We start from the raw sequence: 17,531 nt of genomic DNA, 5'->3' as shown, positions 1-17,531 counted from the left end.
AACAGCCGGGCTCCGCTCAGTGCAGGACGCAGGATCAGCCTGTGTCCTTAGAGTGGAGACATAAATGACAACTTCATCCGATACAGAAATCAATAAATCGCCTGCCAAATCCGCGCGAAACAAACTGACGCGTCAGCAACAATTACAGAAACAGCTGTGCCGCAAGGCAGGTGCCACGATTGCGCAGATGCGGAACGCCTTTGGCTGACAACCGCATTCAGCACGCGCAGCGATTTCGATGATGCGCAAGTCAGGACATACTGTTGAGCGATCAGGATCTGACAAAAGCACAGTCTACCGGATTGTGAAGGCGCGCCGGTGGTTGGCGATGATCAATGATGGCAGAGCTTTCTCAGAAATCGTTCAAGAAGAAGGTAGCTCCAAACGCCGGGTGCAGTATGTGGTCGATCTGGCCATGCTGGTGCCTGATGCTCTGGATGCCATCGATTCAGGCGAACAAATTGATGGCCTGACAATGGACTACCAGATCAGGTCGGGTTTCCCGGCGATCTGGTCAGATCAACACAAGCGCTTCTCTGCCCTCTGATCTGCCGCCTCTCCGAAACACACCAAACTCGTACCGTCGGAATCGCGACCTGGGACTGTGGTCGGAAATCGACCACTGTTGCGCACACGCTCGGGTCTCAGTTGAAATTGCTGGATCTTAAGTCGCTGAAAACACGCTATAATCGGCGTGCAACTTCTCGGTATGTGATTTCCGGGAAATCATGGCTGGGGTGGTAGGATTCGAACCTACGATACACGGTACCAAAAACCGCTGCCTTACCACTTGGCTACACCCCAACGGTGAGCGGCTATCTACGACTGTTGCTTTCAGGGTTCAAGGGCTTTTTTGGACAATTTTGATGTGGATATGCAATTTAGTCTGATGGCGGTTGGATCGTCGGGATGGTCGAGTATTGGTCAGGCGATTGTTTGAGGCGAAGCTAGATCTCTAAAACGAAAATCCAACTGGCAATCCTTGGTTTTGCGGTCGCGAGATACAATCCGAAATGCGCTACAACGCTCGTTCCTGCGACTGCGTTTCAATAGCACAAGAATTGGATTAAATTATTGATTAATAGCGATAAAAATTACCTTTATCAGTTGAATGTCTTTGGCTTCGGACCTAGCTAGATAAAGTCCGCTAACCAGCACGAAAAAGGAGCGAGCAATGAAATTGAACCCGCAAGTTGCAGAAGCATTGAATAAGCAGATCAACAATGAGCTCCACGCTTCGTACACCTACTTGGCGATGTCGGCTTATTTTGAGGCGCAGGATCTGCCTGGATTCGCCAGTTGGTTTCGGGGGCATTCTGCCGAAGAGGAAACCCATGCAATGCGTATATTCGACTTTATCGCCAAGCGGGGTGGGAGGGTAAATCTCGACGGCATCGCAAAACCGCAAACGGACTATGAATCACCCGTTGATGTACTGGAGCAGGCGCTGGCGCAGGAGCAAACCGTGACGGGCCAGATCAACGCGTTGTTTGAGCTGGCGCATGAGGTCAAAGAATACAGCACACAGAATATGCTGAACTGGTTCCTGGCCGAACAGATAGAGGAAGAAGACCTGTTCACATCGATCCTGGACAAGGCCAAGGCGGCCAGCGGGGACCGATGGAACCTGTTGTTGTTGGATCAGGAACTGGCCAAACGCGGCAGCGCTGCAGGCGCGGAGTAGCTCAGTCGGCGCTGTCGCGCACGCACGTCATTCCCGAATCTCGGCGGGGTCGACCCCCCAAAGATTGCTTTTCAGGGTCCAGCCCCGATAGCCGCCTGCCGAGATGCGGCACCAATCGGGTGAACATTTTTCAAGCCGGGCGACGACGCCGGTTTCAAAATGCGCGTTCACCTGCGATTTGGGATCAGGCATCGCGTAAACCGGCAGCAAGTCGGCTTCGATAAGAACTGTCCGCACACCTGAAAGCAGCGCGTAATGCACCCAACCCCCGGCACCGTCTCGATCCTGAACCTTGCGCCAGTTTCCATATTCGGCCGTGATCTGCAGCGGCATCCCACGGCGTTTGAACACCCAATCGATTCGGTGAGTCAGCGAAGGGCCGCGACGGACATTACCCTCGGCGGCTTTCATCGAGACATATCGTGGAAGCGGTAGATTCGTCACTGGACCGCGTTTTTCCTGCGCGGACACGGCCACTGCGCCGAGCACGAGCAGGAAAACCGATATCAACACCACAAAATGGCGATTCACTGAAAAACTAGCACTCACTGCCTGTCTGCTCTTATGCCTATGGATCGTATGCAAAAAAGGTTGAGACGATGCCCAAGGGGTTCTTGTGCCCCGTGTAATCCTGCGCCACGATGCCATGGCGCGCGGCAGTTTGCAAAGCGGTAGGAGGGTCAAGGTGCCAAGAGAACGTCTGAGTGTTGTCGTTACGCGACGGTTGCCCGAAGCGGTGGAAACACGGCTAAGCGAGCTTTTCGATGTAAAACTGCGTGACACCGACGATCCCATGACTCGCGAAGAGCTGGTGGCGGCAGTGAACACAGCAGATGTGCTGGTTCCGACGATAACCGATACAATTGATGGCGGTATCCTGGGGCAGGCTGGTGAGAAATTGCGACTGATCGCCAATTATGGTGCCGGTGTCGACAATATTGATGTGGCGACGGCGAGGCAGCGCGGGATCCTTGTCTCGAACACACCAGGAGTACTGACTGACGATACTGCAGATATGACTATGGCTCTGATCCTGGCGGTTACACGACGTATCCCCGAGGGGTTAGGCGTGATGCAAAAGGGCGATTGGGCCGGTTGGGCCCCGACGGCCTTGCTGGGTGGCCGGGTCGGTGGTCGCCGCTTGGGTGTTCTTGGGATGGGCCGGATAGGGCAGGCCGTTGCGCGACGTGCCAGCGCGTTTGGAATGCAGGTTCACTATCACAACCGCCGCCGGTTGCGCCCCGAGATTGAACAGGAACTGGAGGCGACCTACTGGGATAGTCTTGATCAGATGGTGGCGCGGATGGACGTCATCTCGATCAACTGCCCGTCGACCCCTTCGACCTTTCATTTGATGAATGCGCGGCGTTTGAAATTGATGAAACCCACGGCCGTGATCGTGAATACATCACGCGGTGAAGTCGTCGATGAGAACGCCCTGACACGCATGATCCGCGCCGGTGAGATTGCAGGCGCTGGTCTGGATGTTTATGAACAGGGCACAGATGTGAACCCACGCCTCCGGCAATTGCCGAATGTGGTGCTGCTGCCCCATATGGGCTCGGCGACGCTTGAGGGTCGGATCGAGATGGGTGAGAAGGTCATTATCAACATCAAGACCTTCGAAGACGGTCATCGCCCGCCAGATCAGGTTGTGCCTGCAATGCTTTAGGCTGTGGCCTGAGAAAAGGGGAACGCAATGGTGCAGGCAATTGCTTTGCCGCGAAACGAGGCCGGGATCGACACGGCGCTGGGAATTTTGAAGCAGAGGTTCGCAGACCGGCTGCAATCTGGTGCTGCGATCTGCGAGCAGCACGGACACACGACAACGTGGATTGAGAACCAGAGTCCGGATGCGGTGGTTTTCCCGCATTCAACCGAAGAAGTGGCCGATATCGTCAGGACCTGTGCCGAGCACAAGGTGCCAGTCATCCCGTTCGGAACAGGCACCTCGCTCGAAGGTCATGTAAACGCTCCTGCTGGTGGCATATCCGTCGATCTGAGTCAGATGAACAAGATATTGGCGGTCAATGTCGGTGATCTAGATTGCGTTGTCCAACCGGGTGTCACCCGAGCCGAATTGAACACCCATCTGCGGGATCAGGGGTTGTTCTTCCCGATTGATCCGGGCGCGAATGCGTCGCTAGGTGGCATGGCCGCGACACGCGCGTCTGGCACCAATGCTGTGCGTTATGGGACAATGAAAGACAATGTGCTTAGTCTTGAGGCCGTGATGCCGGACGGGCAAGTGATCCGCACGGGGCATCGTGCGCGCAAATCTTCGGCGGGTTTTGATCTGACCCGCTTGCTAATCGGTGCCGAGGGCACGCTGGGAATAATCACCGAAATCACATTGCGATTGCAGGGTATCCCCGAGGCCATCAGTTCAGCTCGCTGTTCGTTTCCATCGGTGGATGCAGCCTGTCAGGCTGTGATGATGACTATTCAGTATGGTATCCCGGTTGCGCGGATCGAATTGCTGGACCAAATGTCGGTCAAAGCTGCAAACGCTTATTCGGGACTGGATTTGCCAGAAACGCCACTGCTGCTGCTGGAATTTCACGGTTCGGAAAGCGGTGCAGCGGAACAGGCAGAGACCTTTGGCCAAATCGCGGAAGAATTTGGTGGCAGCGATATCACCACCACCACGACAACCGAAGAGCGCAACAAGCTGTGGCAGGCCCGGCACGATATGTATTGGGCCAGCCTACAACTGCGCCCAGGCGCGCGGGGCATTTCTACGGATGTATGTGTTCCGATCTCGCGTTTGGCCGAATGTGTGACCGCCGCACAGGATAAGGCCGCTGAATTGGGTTTGCTGGCCCCAATCGTGGGTCATGTTGGTGACGGTAACTTCCATACACTTCTGTTAATCGACATGGATGACGCAAAAGAGGTCGCAAGTGCAGAGGAATTCGTCGGTTGGCTAAATGATCTTGCAATTGCGATGGAGGGCACCTGTACCGGAGAACACGGAATAGGGCAGGGTAAACGCCCCTATCTGGTGAAAGAACTTGGTGCGGCGACAAATTATATGGCGGCGATCAAAGCAGCGCTGGATCCCGATAGCATCATGAATCCTGGCAAGGTACTCTGACCGTGATTGTTGGGCTCGGCCATAACAGCGCCTCAATTTTAGGTGAATGATCTAGGAAAGAGCAGTATTTGATTCCGAGGTTATTCATGGGCGCGTTGCGTTTCATTGGGTTTTTGCTGATTGCCGTCGTGGTTGTCGTAGGTCTGGATTATTATCAGCAGGATAAGAAAGTCGAAGGCAGGTTGTCCTTCAACGGATATGTCGACACGATTAATCAGCGGTTCAACTTGTATCAGGCGGAGCTAGCCGCGGAAGAAATTGAACGCGAAAGACAGAAGCGTTGGCGAGAGGGGGCCAAGCCGTACCTGCCGGATTCGGGCGAAGGCTGGGTGCGTCGTTCGATCGTGGATGCAGATTTTACCCGCGATGCCCGAGAAGGTGTTTTGCAGGACGGAATAAGCGAAGCTGCTCGTCCAATTGCAAAAAGAGTTGCTGTGCAAGAGACCGAACAACTGGCCAGAAAACTCGATAATTCTAGTTGGATATACGAAAGCGGCGAGCATACGGTCTGGCTACAGGCGAAACTCAGGAAAGACGCTAAATCCAATACACTGACTGGCAACATCGTCAGGTCTGTCGAAGGGTTGGGCGCAGGATCGAGTGGCTACACTCCATTCGGCATAATTGGTGGTGCTGCGTATTTCAGGTTTGAAAACAGCCGATACAAACCCGTCACAGTGAAAGATCGAAAGTTTTGGTCAATGATCACGGCGAGCCTGACGGACCTTGAGGTCGAACCTCGGTTTGAAATCTACAAGGCCACAATCGGACTGGGCGAAGAAATTCGTTTACAAGTCTATTCCGATGCACCAGCGCCTATGCTGCGAGCGTTTCTAGATCGATTGGATTATGACGGATTGAACGCACTGCTTCAAAAGCAAGTGCCTGGCGTCGGCAACGATACCCTCTTTGATCCTGAACGAGAAAGTGAACTGGCGACAAACATGGCCGCCTTGCGCGGCGAGTTTGTCAAGCTGCGCAGCGAGCTGGCGCTTTTGAAGCTAGAAAACATTGATGGGTTGTCTCTTGTCGCAAATACTTTGGCCGCGCAATACGGTTTGCCGGCAGACACCTTCGACTTGACCGCGAACAGAATCGAATCTGCGGATGATTTGGTCCAGGTCGGATACCGCAAAGGACTGACAGATTTGCTTGAAGACGAGATGCAGCAGGCAGACAGAGATGACGAGGGTTTCTTTGGAAATTTGTTCGCCAAATTCAAAGATCAGGAAACCTCTGAAGAAGTCGCATCTGTAAACGAAAATGAAGGCTTCCTGTCCGGACTGTTGTCAGCCTTTGGTAGCTCTGATTCCGAAGCAGAAACTGCCGTGCGGGTAAACCGAGGCGGTTCCGGAACGGGCATTGATTGCGCAACCACCGGAACGTTCAAAAGGTGCAAATTGGGGGGCGGATAACACGTCAGATCGACTGTTGGAAAGTGACCTGGTGCAACGCTCAGGTCGCTTTTCTTATATCACTGGTCGGATGAATGTCGCGTCGAGCCCCTCAAATGCGCCATATGGTGTCAACTGAATTCAAGGGGAGACACCCGGCTATGAAAACCCAAGTCAAAGCACTGGTCGTTGGCGGCGGCGCCGTCGGGACCTCGATTGCCTATCACCTTGCCAAAGCGGGCTGGGATGATGTGATGCTGATCGAGCGGGACGAACTGACATCCGGTTCCACCTGGCACGCAGCGGGCCTGTTGCCGTTGTTCAACATGTCGTATGCCACGACCCACATCCACAAGTACTCAGTCGATTTCTACAAGACACTAGAGGAAGAAACCGGCTTGAATGCAGGCTTCGCCGTAGTCGGAAACCTGCGTATGGCACAGACACAAGAGCGTATGGATGAATACATGCTCTATGCATCCACAGCGGAAACTTGTGATGTTGCATATGAGTGGCTGACGCCCGAGCAAATCAAGGAACGTTGGCCTCTGATCGAAACTTCCGACTTGAAAGGCGCGATCTATCACACTGAAGACGGCTACATTAACCCTGCGGACGTGACCCAGGCGATGGCCAAAGGTGCGCGTCAGCGCGGTGTCGACATCGTTCGCAAGATGCAGGCCGATGCGTTCCGCTGGAACGGTACTCACTGGGAAGTCACCTGCACTAAGATGGTCGAAAAGGGCGGCAACCTCATTCCGTCAGATGAGCAGGTTGTGATCACCGCCGAACATGTTGTGACCGCGTCAGGCAACCACGCACAGCGGACCGCGAAAATGCTGGGTATCAAGATGCCCGCGATCCCGGTCGAGCATACCTTCATCGTCATGGACAAAGACCCCGAGCTGGTCAAATGGCGTGAAGCGGGCAACCCCGAGCATCCAGTTGTGCGTGATGCCGACAACGAGTCGTATGCGCGCGAAGAACGTGGCGGCTGGATTCTGGGTATCTACGAACATGGCGCTCCTGCGCAGTTCGAACACGGCGTGCCGGACAGCTTCCGCGCTGACCTATTTCCGCTGGATCTGGATCGGATCGCCGATCAGTACATGGCGATGGCCGAACGCGTGCCTTCCTGCGCTGAGTCCGGTCTGAAAGACGATTTCAACGGCCCGATCTGCTACACACCTGATGGCAACCCGCTGGTTGGTCCGGCGCCGGGCCTGCGCAACATGTGGCTGGCCGAGGGCTTCAGTTTCGGCATCACCGCTGCAGGCGGCACCGGCTATTATCTGGCTCAGATGATGGTCGATGGCGAAGCCGAGATCGACATGGCTTCGCTGGACCCCAAGCGGTATTCGTCGAACTGGATGACCACCGAGTTCGCGGCGCGCAAGAACGAAGAGTGCTATGAGCACGTCTACATCCTGCACCACCCTGACGAAGAGCGCGAAGCCTGCCGTCCGCTGCGCACCGTTCCGGCCTACGACCGTCAGAAAGCGCGTGGCGCACAGTTTGGCTGGGTCAACGGCTGGGAGCGTCCGAACTATTTCGGCCCGCTGGATGCGCCTGATAACTTCGACAAAGAAAGCCGCAGCTTCCGCCGCGGTGGTTGGTGGCAGTATGCGGTCGACGAAGCCAAAGCGATCCGAGAAGGCGTTGGCCTGATCGATGCGTCGGCCTTCACCAAGCATGTCGTCAAAGGCCCCGGTGCGACCCAGTTCCTGGATTGGTTCACCTGCAACAAGCTGCCCAAGGTCGGTCGCATCAACCTGACCTACGCGCTGACCGCGCACGGCACCACCCGCACCGAATACACCATCGTCCGCAATGGCGAGAACAATTACTACATCGTCTCTGCCGGTGCCTGGACCGAGTACGACGCCGACTACCTTCGCAAGGCGGCCGAGGACAAGATGGAGGAGTTCGGCTACATCGAAATCCAGGACGTGACCACCCAGTGGGGCGTCTTCGCGATCGCCGGACCCAAGTCGCGTGACGTTCTGAAAGAGGTCATCAAGGACGCCGATCCGGAAACCGCGCTGTCCAACAAGCGCTTCCCTTGGTTGTCGGCCCGTCAGATCGAACTGGGCATGTGCCCGGTCAACGCGATCCGCGTGGCCTATACGGGTGAGCTGGGCTGGGAACTGCACCACCCGATCGAGATGCAGAACTATCTGTTCGACCTGCTGGAGAAGGCCGGTGAAAAGCACGGCATGAAACTGGTAGGTGCCCGCGCCCAAAACTGGCTGCGCCAGGAGAAATCCTATCGCGCCTTCGGCACCGAACTGGGCCGCGACGCGACCCCGCTGGAAGCTGACCTGCCGCGCTTTGTTGATCTGTCGAAAGACTTTTATGGCAAAGCCAAGCTGGAAGAGACCGGCGTGCGCGTGAAGTGCTGCACTCTGCTGATCGACGGACCGGACGATGCCGACCCCTGGGGCCGCGAGGCGCTGTACACGCCGGAAGGTGAGCGCGTGGGTCGTTTGACCTCGGGCGGGTACTCGGTGGCGTTCGAGAAATCCATCGGCATGGGGTATGTGAAGCCTGAGCTGGCGGTCGAAGGCACCAAGCTGCAGGTCAAAATGCAGGACAAGCTGTGGGATGCGGTCGTCACTTGTGACAGCCCCTACGATCCGAAGAACGAAACAATCCGCAAAGACGGCTGACGCTTCCAAGAAATAAGGCGGTACTCACGTAGCACCGCCTACCAAAAGCCCGCTCTCGGTGGGCTTTTTTCATGCGCTCAATTCATCAAAGCATTCTAGTGCCTTGGCGGCGTACATCATGGACGGCCCACCGCCCATCTGGATGGCCATTGCCAGAACGTCCGAAACCTCATCGCGGGTGGCTCCCGCCTTGGCCAACGCCTCGGAATGCAGGGTAATGCAAGGCTCACACCGTACTGCGATTGACATGCCTAACGCGATGAACTCTTTGGTTTTGTAGTCCAGCGTCCCGCCTTCCTTGACAGATTTTCCCAGCGCCCCGAAGGCACGCGCAGTATCAGGAATGGCTCCGTTAAGGTTACGCAAGCTTTTGCGCGTTTCGTTCAGTGAATCCTGCCAGCTCATTATCACGTCCTTCTTGATACATATGATAATCTGCATATGAATGATGAAGAGCAAAGCAGACTTTGATCCTGATCAGATTCCAGTTTTTTGGGCGACAAATGCCAAGTTGTTCGCAGGCATCTTTACGATTTCGACCAGTTCGAGGGCGTTGTCCTTTAACATAGACAATATATGTGTGTCGTCTTTGTACCCGATCTCAGGGTCTTGTTGGACCAGTGCGTCGTGAAATCGCTGGTCGCCATCGCTTGTCAGGTGTCCGTCACGTTTGAAAGGGCCATAAAGCACCAAACGCCCATCCGCTTTCAGAGCGCACGCTGCTTCGGCAACGAGGGTTTCAGCCTCGGGTAAACTGATCAGGTGCAAGAGGTTGATCAGTAAAACCAAATCTTGCTGCGCCATTGATTTGTGCCAACCCTCCGCAGTCGCATCCAGATGAACGGCTGCGGCGGTGTTTGGTAAACCCTTGGTGTACGCATCGATGCTGGCGCGCCGTTCGGAGGTGACTTCGCTGGGTTGCCAATGCAACCCGGGCATCCGCTGGGCAAAGGCCGAAATGTGTTGTCCGGTTCCACTGGCCAGTTCCAGGGCCTGTCCTGATGACGGGGCGACCCGTGCCAGAAGATCGCACAGCACAACCGTGTTTCGGCTGGCGGCTGGGGCGACGAGTTTGCTGCCGTCGCCCTCGGTGGCGACGCTGGCATTTGAGGGCAGTTTGCGTTTTGTCATCGTTACAGCCTACCGGGTGTCAGCGCTTTCACAATCGCCGCATCAAGGCGCGGCGACGCGCCAGTCACAAGATCCGCCACAAGTTGCGAGGCAGCAGGAGCGGTCTGAAACCCATACCCTCCCTGTGCTGCCGACCAGATAAACGATGGATCGGTTGGATCAGGTCCGAGCACCAGCGTGCCATCGGCAACAAAACTGCGTAACCCCGCCCAATTGGTTTCTACCCGAGTTACAGTTTCGGTAACCATCGCTTCGTATCGTGCCAGTCCTTCTGCGAGAACCATGTCATCGGCGTAAGCGTCATGGGGTGTGGTTGGGTCCGCCTCGCAAGGCGAGACCAGTAGCTTGCCCGCATCAGGTTTGGCGTACCAGCTCTCGCCTGCGCCCAGCATCATTGGCCAGTTTCGCAGGTCATGTCCGCCCGGTGCGGGGATGCGCGCAATCGATCGACGGTAAGGTGTGATCCCGATGGGGGAGATTCCTGCCATCTGCGCCACCTCATCGACCCAGGCTCCGGCGGCATTTACCAGATTGCGTGCCTCAAAGGATTCTGAGGTTTCGACGGTCCAATGAACCGATTTGCGGATGCTGCTGACCCTCTGACGGGTCAGGACTGAACCGCCATTCTTGCGGACGGTTCGCGCAAAGTCCTGCAGCACACGATCTGTATCGATATCATATGCGCTATTACTTATGGCTGCATAACCGACAGTTTCAGCATTCAGGACAGGAATGTGTCCGATGGCATCATCCGGCGAAATCTCTTGCACACCAAGATCTTGGGCGTCTTTTTGAAACAGCGCCTGTTGATCCCTTCCGCCAATCAGCATCAGGCCGCGTGGTGTGAGGTACGCATTTGTTTCAAAAAACGCAGCACTTGCCTCGTTCAATGCCTTGACCGAGTTTGGACCGTAACCCTTTTCGAACAGGGCAGCTGAACGACCCGAAGTATGATATCCCAATCCGTCCTCGGCCTCTAACACCGTGACTGTGCCGTGCTCTGACAGGCGCGCACCTGCGCTTAGCCCCGCGACACCGCCACCGATTATCAGAAAATCAATCATGCGTTTTGTTCCGTTTCCGGCCGCCAAGTGATCGAGGCGGTGGTAAGTTGACTGGCGACATTGGCGGACCATGGCACGCGTACTGCCAAACGAAAAGACACAAGCCCACCGCAATGGAAACTTGATCGTAGGCGGCCAGCCTGCTTTTAGTGCAAACAACATAAGATTCGGAGGCGGACGTGAACGCGGCAGATATTCACCCGATGGCAACGGGGCACATTCCGTCATATGTGACACAAGCAGATGGTAGCGACTTCCTCTTCACCTTCATGTTGTTTTTTACCGTCGGGATGGTCGTGCTGATCGGGGTTGCCTACTTTACGTTGCATTCGATCCCGGAAAAAATGGCGCATGAAACCAATCACCCGCAATTCCAATTGGTTGGGATTCTGGCGCTTTTGGCTTTGTTTACGCATAACGGCCTTTTCTGGGTTGCCGCCATCCTTGTGGCTGGGTTCCAGTTCCCTGATTTCGCGGCACCGCTGCGCTCGATTGCCGATGCCATCCGATCTTTGGCGCCTGGGCAGGACAAAGAACACGCTTCACCCCCTCCTGAGCCGGAAACTGAGCCCGAACAATCCAAACCCTCCGAACCGGCAGCACAGGGGCACTGAACAATGATCGAGACGATGCTGTGCGCCCTGATTACCGTGCTTCCTGACTATCTGTTTCGCCGCTTTGTGCAGGGCAAACGGATCGGACACGAGATCACGCTGTTCACCATGTGGTACGAGTTGCGCTGGGGGCTGACGACTTGCGCTATTTTGGCGCTAACCGTTATCACAACGCTGTTCTATTTTCACCCGTCCAGCAAAACAGCGGCTTCCTACTTCCGGACGGTAACGATCCTGCCGCAGCTAGGGGGGCGCGTTTCCGAAGTCTACGTGCGCAACAATGAGCAGGTGACAGCTGGACAGCCGATTTTCCGGATCGAAGACTTCACGCAAACCGCGCAGGTCGAAGCGGCGCATGCCCAGATTGCTCAGGTTCAAGCCTCGTTGAAGGTGGCGGAAACCGATCTGGCCGAGGCTGAGGCCGGGATTGCTGGCGCGCGCGCAGCTCTGGATCAGTCGCTCGAGGATCTGGAACGCAATACCACCCTACGTGACGAGGGATCCAGCGCGGTGCGCTTGGCCGAGATTGATCGGTTGGAAAATCTGGTTGCCGAGCGTGAAGCGCAGGTCAAAGCAGCCGTCTCAAAACGCGCAGCGGTTGTACAACAAATCGAAGAGCTGATCCCGGCCCAACTTGCCAGTGCCAATGCGCAGCTGGATGCGGCATTGACCGAGTTGGACAAGACTGTGGTCAACGCTGGAGTGACGGGCAGGGTTGAACAATTCGGGCTTCAGGTCGGCGACTATGTCAGCCCTTTGCTGCGCCCGGCGGGTATTCTGGTGCCATCCTCCTCCGGACATGACCGATTCCAGGCGGCGTTCAGTCAGCTTTCGGCCCAGGTGGTCAAACCGGGTATGATTGGCGAATTGGGCTGCATGACCAAGCCCTTTACCGTTATCCCGGTGGTTGTCGTCGAGGTGCAGGATGTGATCCCATCAGGGCAGATCAGGCCATCTGATGAGTTGCGGGACGTGCAGAGCAACACCAATCCGGGTTCGATCCTTGTCTACCTTGAACCGCTCTACAAAAGCATGGCCGATGATGTGCCTCCAGGCAGCAACTGTCTGGCGAATATCTATACGGATAATCATGCAAAGCTGGAGGATGAGAGCCTCGGCTTCTGGGAAAAATCGTTCCTGCATGTGGTAGACACGATTGGCGTCGTTCATGCGGCAGGCCTGCGCCTGCGACTGATCCTGATGCCAGTGAACACTCTGGTGCTGGGCGGACACTAATTTCACGCCCTAGAACCTAACCATTGCGGCGATTCAATCGCTTGAAGTCCTGACCCGACGACAGCTGGGTATCAAAACGCTCGTGGCTAATATTGCCCACGGTCCGATGGTGTTGGGTCGCCAATAAGACTGGCCACCAAGTAGACCTTCGCCGTGCGTGCAGCATTTGCTTTCTTTGAATGCAGCTATGCGGACTTAGCGGCTGTTTAGCGATTTGCTCATGCTTTTGAGAACCCGTTGATGGAGCTCGGTTGGTGCATCCTCAACTGCAGGTCTTTCGACCCATTCCAAATCCAAGTTCAGTGATCCCGCAGGAACGATTTTTCTTGCGATTTCGGGCGGCGTGGTATCGTCAGTCGTTCCATTCTTCCAGTCGTGAAAGGCTGATGAGTATCGAACGACCGCTCCACTGGTCGACAATTCGAGCAATCCGCCCTCGGCAAAGAACATCAGCCCATCACCCATTTCCTCACCAATGAGTTTGAGCCTGTTTCCCAATCGATGTTTGAGGATGGCTACAAACACTATCGCTGCGGAAAACGTGAATTTATCGACAAGCATAACAACCTGCTTGTTTGCGCTTTCTGAGATCGCGTCGATCAAGGGCATCGTTAGAAGAAAGTCGCCACCAGTGTTTCCGCGAACATCAATTAGTAGTGTTTTGTTCGAGGATGCGCGCACGCATTCCACCGCGGCTGAGATGGCTTTAGGCAGCGCATTTTCGTTCGGATCAAAGAAGCTTGGTAACGCTATTGATAGCCCTAGCTCTTGCCAGTCCTTTATCTCTACAAATATCTCGGGTTCCCAGGCTGGATCAGCCTTGCCGTGCTCGTTTCTCGGGTAGAGCATCGATCCCGGAACTGTATGTTCATTGGCCACTTTCAGATTGGCTATCCGCCCATTTTCGTCCTGCACACGGTACTCGGTCATGCCGCCGTTTGACGAAAAACCCAAACGTGCCAAAGCGTACGGCCAAGCCAGTAGAATCGGGCCGATGACCCGTTTCCTTTGGCACGTTCCCGCCAGAAATTTCTCTGCAGTAGCTTCAATCTGGCTCAAAGCTGAGCCGTTGACCGCTATCAACTCTCCTCGCGGTGCGGCTATCTCTGGCGCCGCGTCGATGAATTGAACGGAACGTCCAACGCTCACGAATCTCAGCGGTAGCACCGCGATCGCATCATTCGGGATCAGCCGTGTGTGCCCATTGCCGGGAAGTGCCAATAAACGCATCGCTGACAACAGGAAGGCTTCGACAGAGCCCTCTGAGGCATATTGCCGGGTTTCACCAATACAGTCGTCAATCACGGCCTTTTCGATCTGTCGAAAACTGGGATCGGTCGGCAGGGCAGTTTCTAAAATTTGGTTCAGGTCTTCCGTGAGCGACATGTTTCACGATGCGCATAGCCGCTCGTCAATGTCCAGATTGGGCTCAGGGCAACTAAAAAGGCCCGCAAAAACATGCGGGCCTTGTTGTTAGTTTCCGGATCAAATTCTACTGCGGAATTTCGCCTTCCAGCCCCTCAACGTAGAAATTCATGCCCGCCAGCGTACCGTCATCGGCGGTCTCGCCTTCGGCCAGCCAGTCACTGCCGTCCTGCTTTTTCAGCGGGCCAGTAAAGGGGTGGTATTCACCGGCTGCCATCGCGGCTTTCAGCGCCAGTGCTTCTTCTTTAACATCAGCCGGAACGGCGTCCGAAATCTCACCAATTGCTACCATGCCTTCCCGGATGCCATCCCATGTGTTGGCACTTTCCCATGTTCCGTCCATCACGGCCTGGGTCCGCGCGATGTAGTAGGGAGCCCAATCGTCGATGATTGAAGACACACGCGGGAAGGGTGCGTATTCGCTCATGTCGGAGGCCTGGCCAAAGGTGACAACGTTTCCTGCCTCTTGCGCGGCTGCCTGCGGTGCAGTCGAGTCAGTGTGCTGCAGGATCACGTCCGCGCCCTGTTCGATCAAAACTGTGGCGGCGTCAGCTTCTTTCGCAGGATCGAACCAAGTGTAAGCCCAGACGATCTTGAACTCGACGTCGGGGTTTACCTTCTTGGCGTGGATGTATGCCGAGTTGATGCCGCGGATCACTTCAGGGATCGGATAGGAACCGATATAGCCGATGATGTTCGACTCGGTCATTTTCCCGGCGATGTGACCCTGAACGGCGCGACCTTCGTAGAAGCGGGCCGAGTAGACCGAGACGTTGTCGGCGGTCTTGTAGCCGGTTGCGTGCTCGAATTTCACATCCGGGAATTTCTTCGCGACATTGATGGTCGGATCCATGTAGCCGAACGAGGTGGTGAAGATCAGGTCCGCGCCTTCCAGTGCCATCTGGGTCATCACGCGTTCTGCATCTGGGCCCTCAGGCACCGACTCGACGAACACGGTTTCAACCTTGTCGCCAAAGTGCTCTTCCACGGCCAGACGGCCCTTGTTGTGCTCATAGGTCCAGCCGCCGTCGCCCACTGGGCCGACATAGACGAAGCCGACTTTGGTCTTGTCTTGGGCCATGGCCCCCGAGGCCAGACCCAGCGCCATTGCGGCGCTTGCCAAAAGTGTAGTGAATTTCATGTGTTACTCCCCAAGTTGGTTCAGTTGGCCTCGCTTAGTGCGAGGCATGGAAGGTCCGGCCCAATGCGGCAGGTGCGCTGCTCTTGTCGGCCGAAAGGATCACAAGCACAAGGATCGTGATGATGTAGGGCGACATTGCCAGATACTCGACAGGAATGGCAACGCCCGCTGCCTGCAAATTAAGCTGCAACACAGTGATGCCGCCGAACAAATAGGCGCCCAGCAAGACACGCCATGGTTTCCAGCTGGCAAAAACCACCAGCGCCAAGGCAATCCAGCCGACACCGGCAGTCATGCCCTCGGTCCACTGCGGCACGCGGATCAGGCTGATGTAGGCGCCGCCCAAGCCAGCGCAAGCACCACCAAACAGGATCGCCATGATGCGAATCTTGATGACCTTGTAGCCCAGCGCATGCGCCGCATCGTGGTTTTCGCCAACGGCGCGCAATATCAGGCCGATGCGTGTGTATTTCAGCGTGGCCCAGACGGCGGCCGTCAGGGCAATTCCGACGTAGAGGATCGGGTCGTGCTGAAACAGGATTGGTCCAATAACAGGGATATCGCTGATCACAGGGATATGGATTTCACCCATGCTGGGCGGCTTGATTCCTACGTAGCTCTGCCCCATCAGCGCGCTGAACCCGAGGCCGAACAGTGTTAGGGCCAGGCCGCTGGCAACTTGATTGGCCAGCGCCACCTGCGTCAGCAGCACAAACAACAGCGATAGCACCGCGCCACCGATTGCTGCCGCAATAAAGCCCAGCCAGGGCGAACCGGTCTCGACCGAGATTGCGAAGCCGCTGATTGCGCCCACGATCATCATGCCCTCGACACCGAGGTTCAGGACGCCTGCTTTTTCGACCACCAATTCTCCGATTGCGGCCAGCAAAAGTGGGGTTGCGGCCACCATTAGCGAGGCGACCAGAAGGACGGGGTTAATTTCACCAAGGTCCATATTACGCTACCTCGCTACGGGCCGCACGAATGCGGTAGTTTGTCAGAAGATCAAATGCCAGCAGGAAGAACAGAAGCATCCCCTGGAATACCTGAATGGCTGCGGCGGGCAGACCCAGCTGAGATTGGGCGATTTCACCACCAATATAAGTCAACGCCATCAGACCTCCGGCCAGCAGGATGCCTACCGGGTGCAGTCGGCCAAGGAAAGCCACGATGATAGCGGTAAAACCATAGCCGACGTTGAAGTCGATGCTGACCACACCCGCAGGACCCGAGACTTCGAACATCCCCGCAAGACCGGCCAGCGCGCCGGCCAGACCCAGACAGAACAAGATCAGGCGGGCAGGGTTTACACCAGCGAACTTCGCCGCACGCGGGGCCTCACCTGTCAGGCGGATGTGGAAGCCCAGCATGTGCCGGTTCAGCAAGACATATGCAAAGATAACAGCGATCAGGGCAGTGACTACGCCCCAGTGCATGCCTGAACCCGCAATCAGCTCGGCATTATACGCGCTGTCGTAGGATTGCAGATTGCGCGAACCGGGAAAGCCGAACCCTTCGGGATTCTTCAGCAGGCCTAGCGAGACCGAGGCCAGCATCTGTTCGGCCACATAGACCAACATCAGCGACACAAGGATTTCATTGGTACCGAAGCGCACTTTCAGGAAGGCTGGGATCATTGCCCATAGCCAGCCGCCAAACGCGCCTGCAATCACCATGATCGGAAAGATGTAGAATGCATCCAGCGGATAGAATGCCAGACCAGCGCCCGCACCGAAAATGGCCCCCATAATGTACTGACCCTCGGCCCCGATATTCCAGATACCGGCGCGGAAGCCTAAAGACAGGCCGATGGCGATCAAAACCAGGGGCGCGCCCTTAACCAGCAATTGCGGCCGATAATAGAAGGCGAACTCGCCAAACAGGGGTTCCCAGAAAATGGTTCCAATAGCCTCGACCGGGTTTTTGCCCAGAATGGCGAACAGGATGCCACCAAAAACCATCGTCGCCAGGACTGCGACCAGAGGGGTGGCATAAGACCACGCCTTGGACGGCTGAGGCCGTTTCTCCAACACAATCATTTGCTCATACCCCCGCGTTTCTCTTTTCTTTTAAATG

The 17,531-nt window shown here is 55.8% G+C and carries 17 protein-coding genes and 1 tRNA gene; 9 read left to right on the top strand and 9 right to left on the bottom strand.

What is annotated here, in order from left to right; all coding sequences use genetic code 11:
* Positions 1–64 precede the first annotated feature (64 nt).
* Positions 65–208, top strand: a complete 144-nt coding sequence (locus ACR0A1_RS09720; protein ID WP_170392506.1) for a hypothetical protein — start codon at positions 65–67, stop codon at positions 206–208.
* A gap of 120 nt (positions 209–328) precedes the next feature.
* On the top strand, positions 329–547 hold the full coding sequence (locus ACR0A1_RS09715) for a hypothetical protein (RefSeq protein ID WP_223116878.1): 219 nt from the start codon (positions 329–331) through the stop codon (positions 545–547).
* 182 nt (positions 548–729) lie between these two features.
* Here the strand turns inward: ACR0A1_RS09715 and ACR0A1_RS09710 are convergent.
* Positions 730–804: transfer RNA gene (locus ACR0A1_RS09710), tRNA-Gln, on the bottom strand.
* 370 nt (positions 805–1,174) lie between these two features.
* On the opposite strand from ACR0A1_RS09710, the gene ACR0A1_RS09705 reads away from it, so the two are divergent.
* Positions 1,175–1,684, top strand: a complete 510-nt coding sequence (locus ACR0A1_RS09705) for a ferritin (protein WP_170401952.1) — start codon at positions 1,175–1,177, stop codon at positions 1,682–1,684.
* Between the two features lie 27 nt (positions 1,685–1,711).
* Here the strand turns inward: ACR0A1_RS09705 and ACR0A1_RS09700 are convergent, their stop codons facing one another.
* Complete coding sequence (locus ACR0A1_RS09700) at positions 1,712–2,200, bottom strand: SH3 domain-containing protein (RefSeq protein ID WP_480706986.1); 489 nt, start codon at positions 2,198–2,200, stop codon at positions 1,712–1,714.
* A gap of 169 nt (positions 2,201–2,369) precedes the next feature.
* Between ACR0A1_RS09700 and ACR0A1_RS09695 the strand changes: the two genes are divergently transcribed.
* The 4 genes from ACR0A1_RS09695 (at position 2,370) to ACR0A1_RS09680 (ending at position 8,844) form a co-directional block, all read left to right on the top strand.
* Positions 2,370–3,356 (top strand): 2-hydroxyacid dehydrogenase, encoded by a 987-nt coding sequence (locus tag ACR0A1_RS09695; protein ID WP_170392503.1) that lies wholly within the window; start codon positions 2,370–2,372, stop codon positions 3,354–3,356.
* 27 nt (positions 3,357–3,383) lie between these two features.
* Positions 3,384–4,781, top strand: a complete 1,398-nt coding sequence (locus tag ACR0A1_RS09690; protein ID WP_480867252.1) for an FAD-binding oxidoreductase — start codon at positions 3,384–3,386, stop codon at positions 4,779–4,781.
* An 86-nt stretch (positions 4,782–4,867) separates the two neighbouring features.
* Positions 4,868–6,196, top strand: coding sequence for a hypothetical protein (locus ACR0A1_RS09685; RefSeq protein ID WP_480867250.1), 1,329 nt, complete (start codon positions 4,868–4,870; stop codon positions 6,194–6,196).
* A gap of 140 nt (positions 6,197–6,336) precedes the next feature.
* Positions 6,337–8,844 (top strand): GcvT family protein, encoded by a 2,508-nt coding sequence (locus tag ACR0A1_RS09680; protein WP_480867248.1) that lies wholly within the window; start codon positions 6,337–6,339, stop codon positions 8,842–8,844.
* 69 nt (positions 8,845–8,913) lie between these two features.
* Here ACR0A1_RS09680 and ACR0A1_RS09675 read toward each other — a convergent pair whose 3' ends face one another.
* From ACR0A1_RS09675 to ACR0A1_RS09665, 3 genes are all read right to left on the bottom strand, one after another.
* On the bottom strand, positions 8,914–9,249 hold the full coding sequence (locus tag ACR0A1_RS09675) for a carboxymuconolactone decarboxylase family protein (RefSeq protein ID WP_480814314.1): 336 nt from the start codon (positions 9,247–9,249) through the stop codon (positions 8,914–8,916).
* 72 nt (positions 9,250–9,321) lie between these two features.
* Entirely contained in the window at positions 9,322–9,975 is a 654-nt protein-coding gene (locus ACR0A1_RS09670) for a DUF938 domain-containing protein (protein ID WP_480734665.1), read from the bottom strand.
* 2 nt (positions 9,976–9,977) lie between these two features.
* Positions 9,978–11,039 (bottom strand): NAD(P)/FAD-dependent oxidoreductase, encoded by a 1,062-nt coding sequence (locus ACR0A1_RS09665; protein WP_480867245.1) that lies wholly within the window; start codon positions 11,037–11,039, stop codon positions 9,978–9,980.
* A 203-nt stretch (positions 11,040–11,242) separates the two neighbouring features.
* Here ACR0A1_RS09665 and ACR0A1_RS09660 point away from each other — a divergent pair, with 203 nt between their 5' ends.
* Both ACR0A1_RS09660 and ACR0A1_RS09655 read left to right on the top strand, forming a co-directional pair.
* A complete protein-coding gene (locus ACR0A1_RS09660; RefSeq protein ID WP_170392922.1) occupies positions 11,243–11,653 on the top strand; it encodes a hypothetical protein in 411 nt (136 codons plus the stop codon).
* Positions 11,654–11,656: 3 nt separating this feature from the next.
* Positions 11,657–12,889, top strand: a complete 1,233-nt coding sequence (locus tag ACR0A1_RS09655) for an HlyD family secretion protein (protein ID WP_170392496.1) — start codon at positions 11,657–11,659, stop codon at positions 12,887–12,889.
* A 195-nt stretch (positions 12,890–13,084) separates the two neighbouring features.
* On the opposite strand, the gene ACR0A1_RS09650 is transcribed toward ACR0A1_RS09655, so the two are convergent.
* The 4 genes from ACR0A1_RS09650 to ACR0A1_RS09635 all read right to left on the bottom strand — a co-directional run bounded on the left by ACR0A1_RS09650 (position 13,085) and on the right by ACR0A1_RS09635 (position 17,494).
* Positions 13,085–14,275, bottom strand: coding sequence for a S41 family peptidase (locus tag ACR0A1_RS09650; protein WP_480867243.1), 1,191 nt, complete (start codon positions 14,273–14,275; stop codon positions 13,085–13,087).
* Positions 14,276–14,381: 106 nt separating this feature from the next.
* The gene (locus ACR0A1_RS09645) at positions 14,382–15,455 is read right to left on the bottom strand and encodes a BMP family ABC transporter substrate-binding protein (protein ID WP_170392494.1); all 1,074 of its coding nucleotides are present in this window, start codon (positions 15,453–15,455) and stop codon (positions 14,382–14,384) included.
* Positions 15,456–15,489: 34 nt separating this feature from the next.
* Positions 15,490–16,410 (bottom strand): ABC transporter permease, encoded by a 921-nt coding sequence (locus tag ACR0A1_RS09640; RefSeq protein ID WP_170392493.1) that lies wholly within the window; start codon positions 16,408–16,410, stop codon positions 15,490–15,492.
* 1 nt (position 16,411) lies between these two features.
* Positions 16,412–17,494, bottom strand: coding sequence for an ABC transporter permease (locus tag ACR0A1_RS09635; protein ID WP_170392492.1), 1,083 nt, complete (start codon positions 17,492–17,494; stop codon positions 16,412–16,414).
* Positions 17,495–17,531 lie beyond the last annotated feature (37 nt).

Source organism: Ruegeria sp. D6 (assembly GCF_056534365.1).
Note: the sequence above shows the minus strand (reverse complement) of the source record. Positions and strands in the feature narration are given on the sequence as shown.